Below are 13,903 nucleotides of genomic sequence, written 5' to 3' on the forward strand. Positions count from 1 at the left end.
TTCGCTTTTCGCCGTCTTGTGTGAACGATCCCGATCGACGATCTCTGGTGCTGAGACAAACAGCCGTGAAGGACCGGATTTTGGCACTGACACGACGTACAATGATCGGCGGCGCCGGGGTCCTTGCTTTGGGGGCTTCATCAAGCGTTGCCGCAACGGAGACAATGATGAGCGAACTGCCATTTGCCGCCACCACCCCGGTGAGCGTTGCCCGGGTCGGGCTGAAGGCGCGCGACGCCGAAAGCCTTGCAGCCTACTATCGCCGGGTCGTGGGTCTGCAGGAACTGAGCCGCGCCGACGGCGCGATCACCTTGGGTGCCGGCGAGCGGCCCTTGCTGGTGCTGGAGCCCGACACGTCGGCCAAGCCGGATGATCCGCGCAGCGCGGGCCTGTTCCACACGGCTTTCCTGCTGCCCAGCCGCGCCGATCTCGGCCGCTGGATCAACCACGCCATAGCGGACAAGATCGCCATCGAGGGGGCTTCGGACCATCTCGTCAGCGAAGCGCTGTACCTGACGGATCCCGAGGGCAATGGCATCGAGATCTATGCCGACCGCCGCCCGCAGGACTGGAAATGGAACGGCGACAGGATCGCCATGGCGACCGAACGGCTGAACGTCCCGTCCGTTGTCGCCAGCATCCCGGCCGGCGACGCCGGCTGGCAGGGCGCGCCCGAAAACAGCATCATCGGCCATGTCCATCTGCGCGTCGGCAGGCCCGAAGAGGCCGAAGCCTGGTGGAACCAGGAATTCGGCTTCGACACCGTTGCGAAGTATGGCGGCCAGGCGGTGTTCCTGTCTTCAGGCCATTACCACCACCACATCGGCGCCAATGCCTGGCAGAGTCCCGGCGCCGGCCGCCGCGATCCAGCCCGCTCAGGGCTGGCCTGGGTCGAGATGCGTTCGGACAATGTGAGCGATGCGGTTACCCGCGAGGATCCGTGGGGGACGGTGATCAGGACGGTTCCTGGGAAGGCTTGAGAGGACTTCGGCACAGCTTCTTTCTCCCCGTAAACGGGGAGAAGGAAAGCTCAAGCCTCCCCAAACACCCGCCTGAAAATCGTGTCGACGTGCTTGGTGTGGTAGCCCAGGTCGAATTTCTCGCGGATTTCGGCTTCGGGCAGGGCGGCCGTCACTTCCTTGTCGGCCAGAAGTTCCTCAAGAAAATCAGCACCTTCCTCCCACACCTTCATGGCGTTGCGTTGCACCAGCCGGTAGGAGTCCTCGCGCGACAGGCCTGCCTGGGTCAGCGCCAGCATGACGCGCTGGGAATGAACGAGACCACGGAACTTGTTCATGTTGTTCAGCATGTTCCCGGGATAGACGACCAGCTTGTCGACGACGCTGGTGAGCCGCGACAGCGCGAAATCGAGCGTCACCGTGGCGTCCGGGCCGATCATGCGCTCGACCGAGGAGTGCGAGATGTCGCGCTCGTGCCAGAGCGCCACGTTCTCCATCGCCGGCAGCGCCATGGAACGCACCATGCGGGCGAGGCCGGTCAGGTTCTCCGTCAGAACCGGGTTGCGCTTGTGCGGCATCGCCGACGAGCCCTTCTGGCCGGGCGAAAAGAACTCTTCCGCTTCCAGCACCTCGGTGCGCTGCAGATGGCGGATTTCCGTCGCCAGCCGTTCGATCGACGACGCGATGACGCCGAGCGTGGCGAAGAACATGGCGTGGCGGTCGCGCGGGATCACTTGCGTCGACACCGGCTCCGGCTTCAGGCCGAGCTTTGCCGCCACATGTTCCTCGACATAGGGTTCGATGTTGGCGAAGGTGCCGACCGCCCCTGATATGGCGCAGGTGGCAATGTCTTCGCGCGCGTGCACCAGCCGCTCGCGGCAGCGCGAGAACTCGGCATAGGCCTGGGCGAGCTTGATGCCGAAGGTCGTCGGCTCGGCGTGGATGCCGTGGCTGCGGCCGATGGTGACGGTGTCCTTGTGTTCGAAGGCGCGGCGTTTGATCGCCGCCAGCAGCGCGTCGATGTCGGCGAGCAGGATGTCGCTGGCGCGGGTGAGCTGGACCGCAAAGCAGGTGTCGAGAACGTCCGAAGACGTCATGCCCTGATGGATGAAACGTGCGTCCGGTCCGACGAATTCGGCAAGATGGGTGAGGAAGGCGATGACGTCATGCTTGGTGACGCGCTCGATGGCGTCGATCTTCTCGACGTCGAATTTCGCGGCGCCGCCCTTTTCCCAGATGGTTCTGGCGGCTTCCTTGGGGATGACGCCGAGCTCGGCGAGCGCATCGCAGGCATGGGCCTCGATCTCGAACCAGATGCGGAACCGGGTTTCGGGCGACCAGATGGCGACCATTTCCGGTCGGGAATAACGAGGAATCATCGGTCAGTCCTGACGTATCGGAGGGATTAGCCCGCGTCCTAACAGAGGCAGGCAAAATGCTCAACGTCGATGCCGCGCAAACCAGAGGCCGGCGGCGAACAAGGCGACAAAACCGAGCGGAAAATAGAGCCGGATGCCCAGAACGACGAATTGGTAGGATGCCACCGCCATCGTGAATGCGAACTGAAATCCCCAGGTGAGAGTGAAGACGGGTGCATGCCATTCGGCATAGTAGGACCGGTAGTGCAGAGCATACAGTAAGGCTGTCAGGCCGATCGTCGCCGCGGCGATGCCGACGAATGCCGCGGCGAAGGCGACCTCCCGGCTCCTTCCGAGCGATACGATCCGGGCAGCGAAGAGGCCAACCGGAAAGGCCAGGCCACCGCCGGCGGCGAACAGCGCCGAGACGGTTCGGATTTTCTGGGGCGTCACCCAATTGTCCAGCAAAAGGTTGACGAGCGCGCTGGCGCCCATCGTGACCGCCCACAGCACGGCGCCGAGAAGCGCCGTGCCGGGGGCTGGCATCGCGCGGCGAAGGTGGCTCAGGACACCCTTGCGCCTTGCGGATTGCACAAGCTCTGTCATCACAGGCGGCCGGTCACGGCGATCCAGCGGTAATCGGGCCCTTCGAAACCATACTGGCGTACCGCGATCAGCACCGCGTAGGCGCTGAGGCTGTCCATTGAAAATGTCTGCACCGCCCCGATCCGATAGCCATTCGGGCATCCCCGGCTCTTCGGGATGGACTTGTCCTCATGCAGCAGCCTGGTCGTGCCGCCGTCCTGCGCCTCGATGCGCAGCAGCCGGAAGCCGTTGATTTCACCCTGGCTTTCGCAGCCTTCGGTAGCGTTCATGCCGATCTCGTCCAGCCGGAATTCGAGCGGCTGGTCGACCGGGGAAAAGATTGGGCGCGGATTGACCACCATCCGGTGCGGGTCGGCCGAAAGTTCGGTCACCGGGTTGGCGCCGGCGGTGATGCCGCGGTTGGCGTCAAGCTCGGCCTGGGCAACGATTGCCTCACCCTTTTGCCGCGCCTGAAGGCGTGCCGCATCCACTTTGGCGTTCTCGTCGTCCAGCCGGACGCGGATCGGCGTTCCCTTGAGAAAGCTGTCGGTGCGGGTATCGATGTAATAGCGGTTGGCGTAGGGGAAGCCTGACCCGTCCTGCACGCCATATTCCTCGAAGGCGAACACATTGCCGTCCTTGGTGAAGCCCAGGATCTCCAATGCGGCGACGTCTCCGGCATGGCTGGCCACCGGCGCGGCAAGCTGTGCGGCGAGCGACGCGGCAAACAGGAAAAGCATTCGCATCGTTTTTCACTCCGGCGGCCGCGATTGTCTCACTCCCTAGCACGGCGGAATCAAAACGTCGTGCGGGCGAAAAGCCAATGCATCCAATCGGCCCCTCATTTGTTATTGTCGGCAATCCCAATGGCGAACCACCCAATGGAGAACCTGATATGACCGACACCAGCAAAATTCGCGAGCATATGGAAGTCGTCGGCGCCGATGGCGTGCATGTCGGCACGGTCGACAAGGTCGACGGCCAGCGCATCAAGCTAACCAAGGCCGACAGCGGAGAGGGCGCCCACAAGGGCCATCACCACTATATTTCGCTGGCGCTGGTTGCCGAAGTCGATGGCAAGAAGGTCTGGCTGTCGGCGAATTCCGACGTCGCGGTGACGTTCGAGGAAGAAAAATCCGATCCAGTCTGATCCCTCGGCCCCTCTCCAAGGCCCATCTGATCTTCGGTCAGTCCGCGCGCGCCGACCAGACCGGGAACAGATCGTTTTCTGAGGGCGTGGCGGCATGGACGCCACGGCTGATGGCGCGCGCCATGGTGGCGCCGGCAGCGGCAAAAAGATCGATGGCAGCGTCGGCTTCGAGGGTGATGCCGCTGCTGCCTGTCGCCAGCGCGAACACCAGATCGCCGTCGGCCGGGGTGTGTGTCGGCCAGATGGCGCGCACGAAGCCGTCATGCGCCGACATCGCCAGCCGTTTCGCAGCCGCCTTGGTGAGGACGGCGTCGGTCGCGATGACGGCGATGGTGGTGTTGCCACCGTTTTCCATCTGCATGCTGGCCTGCTTGTCGCGGTATTTGAGCAGAATGCGTTTTGCATCGTCCGGCATGGGCGAGGGGTAGCCGAGCCCGCCGAATTCATTGCCGATTTCGAAGGGAGCGGCCCAGAAGTGGCGTGTGCGGCCGACGGTCACCGAGCCGGTCGGGTTGACGGCGGCCAGCGCGCCGATCGTCACGCCATTGTCCAGCCGCGTCGAAGCTGAACCCAGGCCGCCTTTCAGACCGGCGGTCAATGCACCTGTGCCGGCGCCGGCTGTTCCGATCTGGAAGTCGGCGCTCGCCGCCTGGGCTGCCTCGTAGCCGAGGTCACGGTAGGGGGGATAAAGGCCCCAATCCTTGGTCCCGCCATTGCGCAGGTCGAACAGGATCGCCGCCGGCACGATCGGCACGCGAAACCCGCCTACCTCGAAGCCGATGCCGCGCTCGCGCAGCGCCGCCTGCACGCCGGACGCGGCATCTAGCCCGAAAGCCGAGCCGCCCGACAGCACAACGGCATGGATCGCTTCTACCGAATTGTGCGGTTCGAGCAGATCGGTCTCGCGCGTGCCCGGCGCGCCCCCCAGGATCTGCACGCCGGCCACCGTGGCCTCGTCGCAAAGAACGGCGGTAACGCCTGACTTCAGCCTCGCATCTGATGCATTGCCGACACGCAGGCCGGCAACATCGGTGATAAGGTTGCGCGGGCCGGTACGGAACATTAGTTGCTTTCCAAGGGCACGAAGCGGGTGCCGTCGAAGCGGAAGACACGGTAGGGGCTCTGGCTGAGGTCGCCCTTGGCATCGAAGCGGACCGGCCCGATCGCCGTGGCGAAATCATGCCCGGTGATTGTGTCGGTCAACGGCTTGCCCGTGCTCGCGGCTTGCGCCGACGCCGCCTTGGCGATCTCGACCGCCGCATAGGCCGGCAGCGCATAACCGTCCGCCACGGTTTTTTGCGCCGTGAAGGCCGCCAGCACTTTTGGATCGGCGACATCGGCCCATTCGGGCGGCGCGATCATCAGCGTGCCGGTGGCATAAGGGACATCGCCAGGGGGCGTGCGCAGATTTTCGCCGCCGGCAATGACGATGCCGGCCTGGAGCTGCGCGGCATCGCGGCCCATGATGGCGATGTCGTCGCCGTCTCCGCCGGCAAAGACATGCGTGGCGCCGGCCTTCTTCAACCGTCCGATCAGGCCGATCTGGTTGTCGAGCTGAGGCCGGAACGTGTCGACGAAGACGGGCTTCAGCGCCGCTTGCTCCGCCGCTGCGCGAAATGTCTCGGCAATCTCGCGGCCATAGATGGTGCCGTCATCGATGATAGCGAACAGTTCGTCGCGCCACAGACGGGTGAGGGTGGCGGCAACGGCATTGCGCTCGTCATCGCCGCGCGGGCCGAGGCGATAGACCGGCCAGCCGGTTTTGGCGCGGCGGTCGGTCAGACTTTCGGTCCGCACGCCAACCGTGATGACCGGAATGCCAGTGTCCTTCAGGATCGGCATCGCAGCCTCGATCGCTTCGGTGCAGAGAAAGCCGACCACGATGTTGACCTTTGCCGCCGCGAACTCCCTTGCCGCTGCGGCGCCGCCATCGGCGGAGCACGCATCATCCACGGTCTTGAGCTCGATGCCATTCGCTTGCGCCGCCAGGCCGGTGCCAAGCTCGATCTGTTTGCCCAAGATGGCCGACGGCCCGGACAAGGGCGCGGCGACGCCGACCAGCAGCGTCGCGGCATGCGCACCGCCGGCTGCAAACAGCCAGAACAGCGCCGTTATTGTTCTTGTCCCGGGTCGCATTCGAGCGATGGCGTCCTTTGTGCCGGTCTTATGCTCTTGGCACTGTTTGCCGCCAAGACCTAAAGGCTGCCCGGCTTTGGCGCAACACGCGAATTTCAGGATACGCTTCAGCCACTTCGCTTGTGGCATGTCATGTCTGGCCATATATAGCGATAGGCTTTCTGTTGCGGAAAATTGCGGTGCTGAAGAAGAACGACATTGGACCACAGGCCTATCGCGATGCGATGAGCCACTTTGCCGGCCACGTCCACGTGGTCACCACGGACGGCCCGGCCGGCAAGCGCGGCGCTACGGTGATCGCGGCCTGCTCCGTGTCGGACACGCCGCCGACCATTCTGGTCTGTCTCAACCGTGAGAATCCGAAGAACGAGCCCTTTGTGAAGAACGGCAGATTTGCCCTCAACACCTTGGCCTCGCACCAGCAGCCGCTGTCTGTCGGGTTCTCCGGCATCACCGGCCTTTCCCTGGAGGAACGTTTCGCGCTTGGCGAGTGGGATGTCATCTCCACCGGCGCGCCGACGCTGCGGGGCGCGCTCGCCGTGTTCGACTGCGAACTGATCGATACCAAGGACCTCGCCACCCATCGTGTGCTTTTTGGCAAGGTGACAGGCCTGCGCATGGGCGATAATTTGCGGCCGCTGATCTACCATGCCCGCGCCTACCATGTCCTGGAAAGTGGGGTTGCGGCACCCACGGAGAAGGAATGATCGACTTGAAACCGCGCGCCGCGCCGCGGACGATCGATGAGACGCTCGATCTCCTGACCGGCGCGGACTATGTGGCGGACCGGTCGCTGGCGACAGTGCTTTTCCTGTCGCTGCGCATGAACCGGCCCTTGTTCCTCGAGGGTGAGGCCGGAGTCGGCAAGACCGAGATCGCCAAGGTGCTGGCTGAGGCGCTCGGGCGCCGGCTGATCCGCTTGCAGTGCTATGAAGGGCTCGATGTCTCGTCGGCCGTCTACGAGTGGAACTACGCCGCGCAGATGATCGAGATCCGCATGGAGGAAGCGTCGGGCAAGGTCGATCGCTCCGCCATGGAACGCAATGTTTTTTCGGAAAAATACCTGATCCGCCGCCCGGTGCTCGACGCGCTGACCGGCAAGGCGGGTGCCGCCCCGGTCTTCCTGATCGACGAACTCGATCGCACCGACGAAGCCTTCGAGGCCTTCCTGCTTGAGATACTGTCCGACTATCAGGTGACGGTGCCTGAACTCGGCACGATCAAGGCCGAAGAGCCACCGATCGTCATCATCACCACCAATCGCACCCGCGAGATCCATGACGCGCTGAAACGGCGCTGCCTCTATCACTGGGTCGATTACCCCAATGCCGAGCGCGAGCTGGAGATCGTTCGCCGGAAGGTGCCTCGGGCCAACCAGCGGCTTTCGGCCGAAGTGGTCTCCTTCATCCAGAAGCTGCGCCAGATCGAGCTGTTCAAGGTTCCAGGCGTCGCCGAGACCATCGACTGGGCCGGCGCGCTGACCGAACTCGACAAGGTGGCGCTCGACCCGGAAACCGTGTCCGATACGATCGGCGTGCTGTTGAAGTACCAGGACGATATCGCCCGCATCGGCGCGGGTGAGGGCCGGCGCATCCTCGACGAGGTCAAGGCCGAGCTTTCGGCGGCGGAGTAGGCGGTGACCGCATCCCGTGCCGAGCCCAGGGAAGCGACCGCCGACGGTAGGATCGCCGACAATATCGTTTACTTCGCGCGCACTTTGCGCAAGGCCGGGATGCGGGTCGGGCCGGCTTCGGTCAAGGATGCCATAGAGGCGGTGCTCGCGGCCGGCATCGGTTCGCGCGACGATTTCTACTGGACGCTGCACGCGGTGCTGGTCTCGCGTCACGAGGATCACGCAACCTTCGACGAAGCGTTCCGGCTGTTCTGGAAATCGCGCGAATTGATCGAGAAACTGCTGGCGATGTTTTCGCCCGTGGCGCTTGATGCCAGGGAGAAGCAGAAGCCGCGCGCGGCTGAAAACCGTGTCAGCCAGGCGATGTTCGAAGGCCATCAGAAGAGCCAGCCGCCTCGGGAAATCCCTGAGATCGAGGTCGATGCCCGTTTTACCTTCTCCGGCAACGAGCTGTTGCGAGGCAAGGATTTCGCCCAGATGAACGCGGCCGAGATGGCAGATGCGAGGAAGGCGATCTCGGCGTTGCGGCTGCCTGTCGACCTGGTGCGGACCCGCCGTTTCAAGGCCGACGCGCATGGCCGTCGCATCGATCCGCGCGCCATGATGCGGTCGGCCGCGCGAACGGGCGGCGAGTTGATCCTGCCGAAATTCCGCTCGGCCCGTGAGGTTCATCCGCCGCTGGTGGTGCTGGCCGACATTTCCGGTTCGATGAGCCAGTACACACGCATCTTCCTGCATTTCCTGCATGCGTTGACGGAAAAGCGGCGGCGCGTGCACACTTTCGTCTTCGGCACGCGGTTGACCAATCTGACCCGGCAGATGCGACACAGGGATCCCGATGCCGCTCTTGCCGACTGCTCGGCGGCGGTCAAGGACTGGTCGGGCGGCACGCGCATCGGCGATACGCTGGCCGAGTTCAACCTGGTATGGTCGCGGCGGGTGCTGGGGCAGGGCGCTGTGGTGTTGTTGATCACGGATGGGCTGGAGCGAGACGACGTCGCCGGGCTTTCGCAGGAGATGGAGCGCCTGCGCAAATCCTGCCGGCGGCTCATCTGGCTCAACCCATTGCTGCGGTTCGACGGCTTTCAGGCGCGCGCCCGTGGCGTCAGGGCCATGCTGCCGCATGTCGACGAATTCCGCTCGGTGCACAATCTCGACGCGCTCGCCGACCTCTGCGCCTCGCTCGACAAGAAATCGGTGCTGTCGGTCGACCCGCGCCGGTGGATGGACTTTGGCGCGAGGCGCGCCGCATAGCCATATGTTCTAAGCTCCCCCGGAAAAACAGACCCTGAGAGAAGCAACCATGAGCGACAGTCTTTATCTCGATGAGGCCCGCGACCCGCTGATCATCGCGGAAGGTTGGATGAAGGACGGCAAGGATGTCGCCATCGCGACAGTGGTCGAGACCTGGGGTTCGGCGCCGCGCCCGGTCGGCAGCCACCTGGTCATCGATGCCGACGGCAATTTCCATGGCTCCGTGTCGGGCGGCTGTGTCGAGGGTGCCGTCGTGACCGAGGCGATCGACGTCATCGGTTCCGGCAAGGCCCGGATGCTGGAATTCGGCGTGGCCGATGAGACGGCGTGGCAGGTCGGGTTGTCCTGCGGCGGTCGTATCAAGGTCTATGTCGAACGATTGGGGTGACTTCGGATGGATCCCTACGCGCTGAAAACCCTCAACGCCGAGCGCCGCGCCCGCCGCGCCGCGATCCTTGTCACCGATCTCGGAGATGGCCGCGATCGTATCGTGCGCGAGGGCGATCAGGTCGCCGGCGAGCTTGGAGTGGCGATCGCCAAGGCTTTTCGATCCGGTAATTCCGGCTCCGTCGAGGCGGAGGGGCGGACCTTTTTTCTCAACGCGCATCTGCCGCGGCCGCGCCTGGTGGTGATCGGCGCCGTCCATATCAGTCAGGCGCTCGCTCCGATGGCCAGGATTGCCGGCTACCCCCTTGAGATCATCGATCCGCGCACGGCTTTCGCGACGCCCGACCGCTTTCCCGAAGTCACCTTGCACGCGGAATGGCCGCAGGATGTGTTGCAGCGCCAGCCGCTCGATGCTTACACTGCGCTTGCCGCCGTCACGCATGATCCCAAGATCGACGATTTCCCGCTGAAATCCGCCCTCGACGCCAATTGTTTCTATGTCGGGGCGCTGGGCAGCCGCAAGACGCACGCCAAGCGCGTCGAACGGCTGTTGGCGCTGGGCGCGAGCGCCGAGCAGATCGCCCGCATTCATGCGCCGATCGGGCTCGATATCGGCGCCGCGAGCCCGGCCGAGATAGCGGTCGCGATCCTGGCGCAGACCATCCTTGCCTTCCGCTCGCGCGGACTGGACGTGAAGGGCGCCGCGGCGTGAGGTTCGGACCAATTCCCATCGAAGCGGCCGAGGGTGCGGTGCTGGCGCATGCCACCGCCGCCGGCGAAAGAAGGTTTCGCAAGGCGCACAGGCTGAGCGCCGAAGACGTCTCCTTGCTGAAGGCAGCGGGCGTTACGCAAGTCGTCGCGGCCGTGCTTGCTCCCGGCGACCTGGGCGAGGATGCGGCAGCGCAAAAAATCGCCGAGAGCATGGCTTTCACCGGCATCGAGGCAAGGCCCGCCGCTACCGGCCGCGTCAATCTTCATGCCGAGGCGGCAGGCATCTTCACGGTCGATGCCGCGGTCATCGACGCGATCAACGCCATCGATCCCGCCATCACCATTGCCACCCTTGCCCAGCATGCCCCCGTCGAGAAAGGGCAGATGGTCGCGACGGTGAAGATCATCCCCTTCGCGGTCGCTTCCGCGTTGGTCGATGCGGTGACGAAGGTGTGCGCCGGCGGTGAAGTCTTCGCCGTCAACGCCTACAGACCGGTGCGCGTCGGCGTCATCCAGACGGTGCTGCCCGGAATCAAGCCAACGGTGCTCGACAAGACGCTGCGGGTCACCGAAGCAAGGCTCGCGCGCTCGGGAGGCACGCTGACGGCGGAGCGCCGCACACCGCATGAGATTGCTCCTGTCGCCGAGGCCACGATCGCGCTCGCGCGCGACAACGACATGGTGGTGATCTTCGGCGCCTCGGCCATGAGCGATTTCGCCGATGTCGTTCCGGCGGCGATCGAAAAGGCGGGCGGAACCGTCACCCGCGCCGGCATGCCGGTCGACCCCGGCAACCTGCTGGTGCTGGGCGCGCTCGGCGGCAAGCGCATCATCGGTGCGCCCGGCTGTGCCCGCAGTCCCCGGGAGAACGGCTTCGACTGGGTGCTCGACCGTTTGATTGCCGGCCTCGACGTCACCGCGCGAGACATTGCCGGGATGGGAGTGGGCGGCCTGTTGATGGAGATACCGACCCGCCCGCAGCCGCGCGAGCCGCTGCCGGCCAAAACCCGGCTCAAGGTCGGGATTGTCCTTCTGGCGGCTGGCCGGTCGAGCCGCATGGGCGGACCGAACAAACTCATGGCGCTGTTCGATGGACAGGCTTTGGTGCGACGCACCGTCGAGCGCACTCTCGCCTCGAAGGCTTCGGGCACGATCGTGGTCACCGGCCATCAGCGCGAGCGGGTGCGCGGCGCCTTGTCCGGCCTCGATGTGACCTTCGCCGACAATCCGGATTTCGCCGAGGGCCTGTCAAGCTCGCTCAAGGCCGGTATCGCCTATCTGCCGCAAGACATTGCCGGTGCGATGATCGTTCTTGGAGACATGCCGGGCATTTCGCCTGCCGACCTCGACCGGATGATCGATGCGTTCCGGGCGGCTGGAGGCAATTCGGTGGTTCGTGCCTCGCATGAGGGCAAGCGCGGCAATCCGGTGCTCTTGCCACGCTCGCTGTTCACGGCGATTGGCCGTCTCGAGGGTGATACCGGAGCGCGCCATCTGATCGAGGCCGAGGGGCTCGAGGTCATCGATGTCGAGATCGGCGAGGGCGCGTTAGTCGATGTCGACACCCGCGAGGCGCTTGAAGGCGCGGGCGGCGTGCTGCAGGATTGACAAACCGAGGTCGAAAAACGCATGCCTGCGGCATGGCTTTTCGCTTCCTTTTTCCGTTTCACGCTCTCTTGGCCGCAGCGTTTGTTTTGGGCGCCGCAGATCACGCCAACGCGCTTGAACTGAAGCCCTTCAAGGACGATCTTTTCGCCTATCCGGCCGCGTTGTCATCCGACGGCAACGGCGCCTACACCGTTATCGACTACCACGAGATGCGCGATATCAACCAGCGCGACGAGGTGCCGGAAAAGCGCGTTCATGCGCAATATACCGACACCGCCGTCCGCAAGGTCCAGCAGGACCTGCTGCTCAAGACCGACGCTGGTGACGTCAGGCATATCGCCGTCGGCAAGGCGCAAGGCGCCGCCATCATCGTGCTCTACCTGCACGGGCAGGGCGGCAGCCGCAAGCAAGGCATAGACGACTTTACGTTCGGCGGTAATTTCAACCGGATCAAGAACCTTATGGCCGCCAATGGCGGCCTCTATCTTTCTCCCGACTTTACCGATTTCGGCGACAAGGGCGCCGCACAGGTCGCGGCCCTGATCGACCACTATGCCGAGCAGTCACCTGGTGCGAAAATCTTCGTCGCCTGCGGCTCGATGGGCGGCGCCCTGTGCTGGAAACTCGCCGGGCGCAAGGATACCGGCGGCCGCATCAATGGCCTGCTGCTGCTCGGTTCGCTCTGGGACCAGAGTTTTTTTACAAGTCCCGCCTTCAAGCGCCGGGTGCCGGTCTTCTTCGGCCAGGGCAGCCACGACGTGGTCTTTCCCGTGGCGAACCAGGAAGCCTTCTTTCGTTCCATCACGGCCAAGTCGAAGACCTATCCGACCCGCTTCGTCCGCTTCGAGACCGGAACGCACGGCACGCCGATCCGCATGGTCGACTGGCGCGGGACGCTGAACTGGATGCTGTCGAAGACCCCCTGACCCGTCGCGAGGCGGCTCAGGGAGCGGTGTTGTAGTCGACAACGGTCTGCGGGTTTTGCTCGCCGTCATAGGACGCATCGACATCGTACTGGACCAGCGAGAAATCGCCATTGCGGAACAGATAGGTGCCGGATGACGATGCATCGCCGACGCCACGCCACTTGTCGAATGTGGTGATCGTGTGGGCGGTCTCGTCGTAGCTGGAGTTTGTTGCCCAGCCGGTCGTCCGGAAGCCCACGATGTGCATGGATTCGACCTTGCCCTCGCTGTCGTTGTTCACGTAGCGGATGTCCATTTCGGGCTCGGTGAACTGCAATTGCTGCACGACCGACAGCGCATCGGTCATGTAGTAGACCGAACTCTCGTTATAGGCGGCGGCCGAGCAGGCGAATTGGAACAGCCGGGTTTCCTTGTCGGGATCGCCGGGCTGCGCATCCTTGTCCTTGTACTTGATCGAAAAGACCTCCGGCTCACGGGCCAGCATATCCTTGTCGCACTGGTCGCCATAGGTCGCCAGAAAGGCCTTCTTGGCCTGCTCGAGGGCTGTGTCCTTCTTGGGCGGCGGTGGGCCATCGCCGCAACTCGGCGGCACCGCTTCCCCGAAATCGGCGGTCGAGGGTTTCAACGCCCCCTTGTCGATGAAGATCGGCTGGAACGGCGGCTCCTGGATCTGGGCATTCACCTGGCGCAGCGTGTAGCAGCCGGCGAACACCTTCGCCTCACCCTTCTTGTCGGTTGCCTGGATAGCGACCGGAACGCTGTAGTAGATGCTGCCTGCCGCACCCTCGTCCGATACTGCCCCGGTCTTGACCTCGACCTTGTCGGTGCCGTCATAGCCCTTGACGAACGTATCGAAGTCCTTTGCCGGCTTTGTATCGCCGTAATAGCCCCACGCTCGCGCGAATTCGTGCCGGTTGATGGCGCTGTAGAGCGAGTTGACGACCGCTTCCGCGCTGGACCGATCGTCGACATAAGGCGCCTCGGGCGTATCGCCGGCGGCGAAAGCAACCAGAGGCGTCGTGGCAAGGGAGAGAAGGGCAGTCGCTGCAAGAAGGGCGCGTCTCATCGGGAATCTCCGCTCGATAACGCAGATTCTACCACGGCGATTGCGGCGGGGTGGTGACGCGGCGACCGCGGCGCTTGAAGAATCGTGTTTGAGGGCGCTACGTCCTGGCCATCGGCATTTCTGCCGAACG

At 64.2% G+C, this 13,903-nt stretch carries 15 protein-coding genes; 9 read left to right on the plus strand and 6 right to left on the minus strand.

Annotated elements, in window-relative coordinates; translation table 11 throughout:
* Nucleotides 1–167: 167 nt before the first annotated feature.
* Complete coding sequence (locus tag FFS37_RS05950) at nt 168–980, plus strand: VOC family protein (RefSeq protein WP_137930008.1); 813 nt, start codon at nt 168–170, stop codon at nt 978–980.
* A 50-nt stretch (nt 981–1,030) separates the two neighbouring features.
* Here the strand turns inward: FFS37_RS05950 and purB are convergent, their stop codons facing one another.
* The 3 genes from purB to FFS37_RS05965 are packed head-to-tail and all read right to left on the minus strand — an operon-like array spanning nt 1,031 to nt 3,648.
* Nucleotides 1,031–2,338 carry an adenylosuccinate lyase gene (gene purB, locus FFS37_RS05955; RefSeq protein ID WP_137930009.1) on the minus strand — a complete coding sequence of 436 codons (1,308 nt, stop codon included), beginning with the start codon at nt 2,336–2,338 and terminating at the stop codon, nt 1,031–1,033.
* Nucleotides 2,339–2,398: 60 nt separating this feature from the next.
* Nucleotides 2,399–2,863 (minus strand): hypothetical protein, encoded by a 465-nt coding sequence (locus FFS37_RS05960; protein ID WP_171026194.1) that lies wholly within the window; start codon nt 2,861–2,863, stop codon nt 2,399–2,401.
* Nucleotides 2,864–2,922: 59 nt separating this feature from the next.
* Nucleotides 2,923–3,648 (minus strand): DUF2259 domain-containing protein, encoded by a 726-nt coding sequence (locus FFS37_RS05965; RefSeq protein ID WP_137930011.1) that lies wholly within the window; start codon nt 3,646–3,648, stop codon nt 2,923–2,925.
* A 149-nt stretch (nt 3,649–3,797) separates the two neighbouring features.
* Here FFS37_RS05965 and FFS37_RS05970 point away from each other — a divergent pair, with 149 nt between their 5' ends.
* Complete coding sequence (locus tag FFS37_RS05970; RefSeq protein ID WP_115143044.1) at nt 3,798–4,052, plus strand: DUF2171 domain-containing protein; 255 nt, start codon at nt 3,798–3,800, stop codon at nt 4,050–4,052.
* Between the two features lie 37 nt (nt 4,053–4,089).
* On the opposite strand, the gene FFS37_RS05975 is transcribed toward FFS37_RS05970, so the two are convergent.
* A complete protein-coding gene (locus FFS37_RS05975) occupies nt 4,090–5,115 on the minus strand; it encodes a P1 family peptidase (protein ID WP_137930012.1) in 1,026 nt (341 codons plus the stop codon).
* Nucleotides 5,115–6,188 (minus strand): branched-chain amino acid ABC transporter substrate-binding protein, encoded by a 1,074-nt coding sequence (locus FFS37_RS05980; protein WP_137930013.1) that lies wholly within the window; start codon nt 6,186–6,188, stop codon nt 5,115–5,117. Before FFS37_RS05980 ends, FFS37_RS05975 begins: the two co-directional genes overlap by 1 nt.
* 179 nt (nt 6,189–6,367) lie before the next feature.
* Here FFS37_RS05980 and FFS37_RS05985 point away from each other — a divergent pair, with 179 nt between their 5' ends.
* Genes FFS37_RS05985 through FFS37_RS06015 form a run of 7 tightly spaced genes read left to right on the plus strand, consistent with a single transcriptional unit; the run spans nt 6,368 to nt 12,707 of the window.
* Nucleotides 6,368–6,895, plus strand: a complete 528-nt coding sequence (locus FFS37_RS05985) for a flavin reductase (RefSeq protein ID WP_137930014.1) — start codon at nt 6,368–6,370, stop codon at nt 6,893–6,895.
* Nucleotides 6,892–7,821, plus strand: coding sequence for an AAA family ATPase (locus FFS37_RS05990; protein ID WP_137930015.1), 930 nt, complete (start codon nt 6,892–6,894; stop codon nt 7,819–7,821). Before FFS37_RS05985 ends, FFS37_RS05990 begins: the two co-directional genes overlap by 4 nt.
* A 3-nt stretch (nt 7,822–7,824) precedes the next feature.
* Nucleotides 7,825–9,075: a vWA domain-containing protein gene (locus FFS37_RS05995; protein WP_137930016.1), complete on the plus strand. Its 1,251-nt coding sequence runs from the start codon at nt 7,825–7,827 to the stop codon at nt 9,073–9,075.
* Between the two features lie 49 nt (nt 9,076–9,124).
* Nucleotides 9,125–9,463: an XdhC family protein gene (locus FFS37_RS06000; protein WP_137930017.1), complete on the plus strand. Its 339-nt coding sequence runs from the start codon at nt 9,125–9,127 to the stop codon at nt 9,461–9,463.
* A gap of 6 nt (nt 9,464–9,469) precedes the next feature.
* Complete coding sequence (locus FFS37_RS06005) at nt 9,470–10,174, plus strand: XdhC family protein (RefSeq protein WP_137930018.1); 705 nt, start codon at nt 9,470–9,472, stop codon at nt 10,172–10,174.
* Nucleotides 10,171–11,781, plus strand: coding sequence for an NTP transferase domain-containing protein (locus tag FFS37_RS06010; RefSeq protein ID WP_137930019.1), 1,611 nt, complete (start codon nt 10,171–10,173; stop codon nt 11,779–11,781). The genes FFS37_RS06005 and FFS37_RS06010 overlap by 4 nt, the downstream gene beginning before the upstream one ends.
* Before the next feature lie 32 nt (nt 11,782–11,813).
* Complete coding sequence (locus FFS37_RS06015; RefSeq protein ID WP_171026183.1) at nt 11,814–12,707, plus strand: alpha/beta hydrolase family protein; 894 nt, start codon at nt 11,814–11,816, stop codon at nt 12,705–12,707.
* Between the two features lie 16 nt (nt 12,708–12,723).
* On the opposite strand, the gene FFS37_RS06020 is transcribed toward FFS37_RS06015, so the two are convergent.
* Nucleotides 12,724–13,773 carry a DUF1176 domain-containing protein gene (locus tag FFS37_RS06020; RefSeq protein WP_137930021.1) on the minus strand — a complete coding sequence of 350 codons (1,050 nt, stop codon included), beginning with the start codon at nt 13,771–13,773 and terminating at the stop codon, nt 12,724–12,726.
* Nucleotides 13,774–13,903 lie beyond the last annotated feature (130 nt).

This window comes from Mesorhizobium comanense, assembly GCF_005503535.1.
GTDB lineage: Bacteria > Pseudomonadota > Alphaproteobacteria > Rhizobiales > Rhizobiaceae > Mesorhizobium > Mesorhizobium comanense.

Excerpts from the sequence above, each read along its gene's own strand:
- FFS37_RS06015 (WP_171026183.1), top strand. The coding sequence starts at position 11,814 with ATGGCTTTTCGCTTCCTTTTTCCGTTTCACGCTCTCTTGGCCGCAGCG.
- FFS37_RS05975 (WP_137930012.1), bottom strand. The coding sequence starts at position 5,115 with ATGTTCCGTACCGGCCCGCGCAACCTTATCACCGATGTTGCCGGCCTG.
- purB (WP_137930009.1), bottom strand. The coding sequence starts at position 2,338 with ATGATTCCTCGTTATTCCCGACCGGAAATGGTCGCCATCTGGTCGCCC.
- FFS37_RS05965 (WP_137930011.1), bottom strand. The coding sequence starts at position 3,648 with ATGCGAATGCTTTTCCTGTTTGCCGCGTCGCTCGCCGCACAGCTTGCC.
- FFS37_RS05950 (WP_137930008.1), top strand. The coding sequence starts at position 168 with ATGAGCGAACTGCCATTTGCCGCCACCACCCCGGTGAGCGTTGCCCGG.
- FFS37_RS05980 (WP_137930013.1), bottom strand. The coding sequence starts at position 6,188 with ATGCGACCCGGGACAAGAACAATAACGGCGCTGTTCTGGCTGTTTGCA.
- FFS37_RS05970 (WP_115143044.1), top strand. The coding sequence starts at position 3,798 with ATGACCGACACCAGCAAAATTCGCGAGCATATGGAAGTCGTCGGCGCC.
- FFS37_RS06000 (WP_137930017.1), top strand. The coding sequence starts at position 9,125 with ATGAGCGACAGTCTTTATCTCGATGAGGCCCGCGACCCGCTGATCATC.
- FFS37_RS05960 (WP_171026194.1), bottom strand. The coding sequence starts at position 2,863 with ATGCCAGCCCCCGGCACGGCGCTTCTCGGCGCCGTGCTGTGGGCGGTC.
- FFS37_RS06020 (WP_137930021.1), bottom strand. The coding sequence starts at position 13,773 with ATGAGACGCGCCCTTCTTGCAGCGACTGCCCTTCTCTCCCTTGCCACG.
- FFS37_RS05990 (WP_137930015.1), top strand. The coding sequence starts at position 6,892 with ATGATCGACTTGAAACCGCGCGCCGCGCCGCGGACGATCGATGAGACG.
- FFS37_RS06005 (WP_137930018.1), top strand. The coding sequence starts at position 9,470 with ATGGATCCCTACGCGCTGAAAACCCTCAACGCCGAGCGCCGCGCCCGC.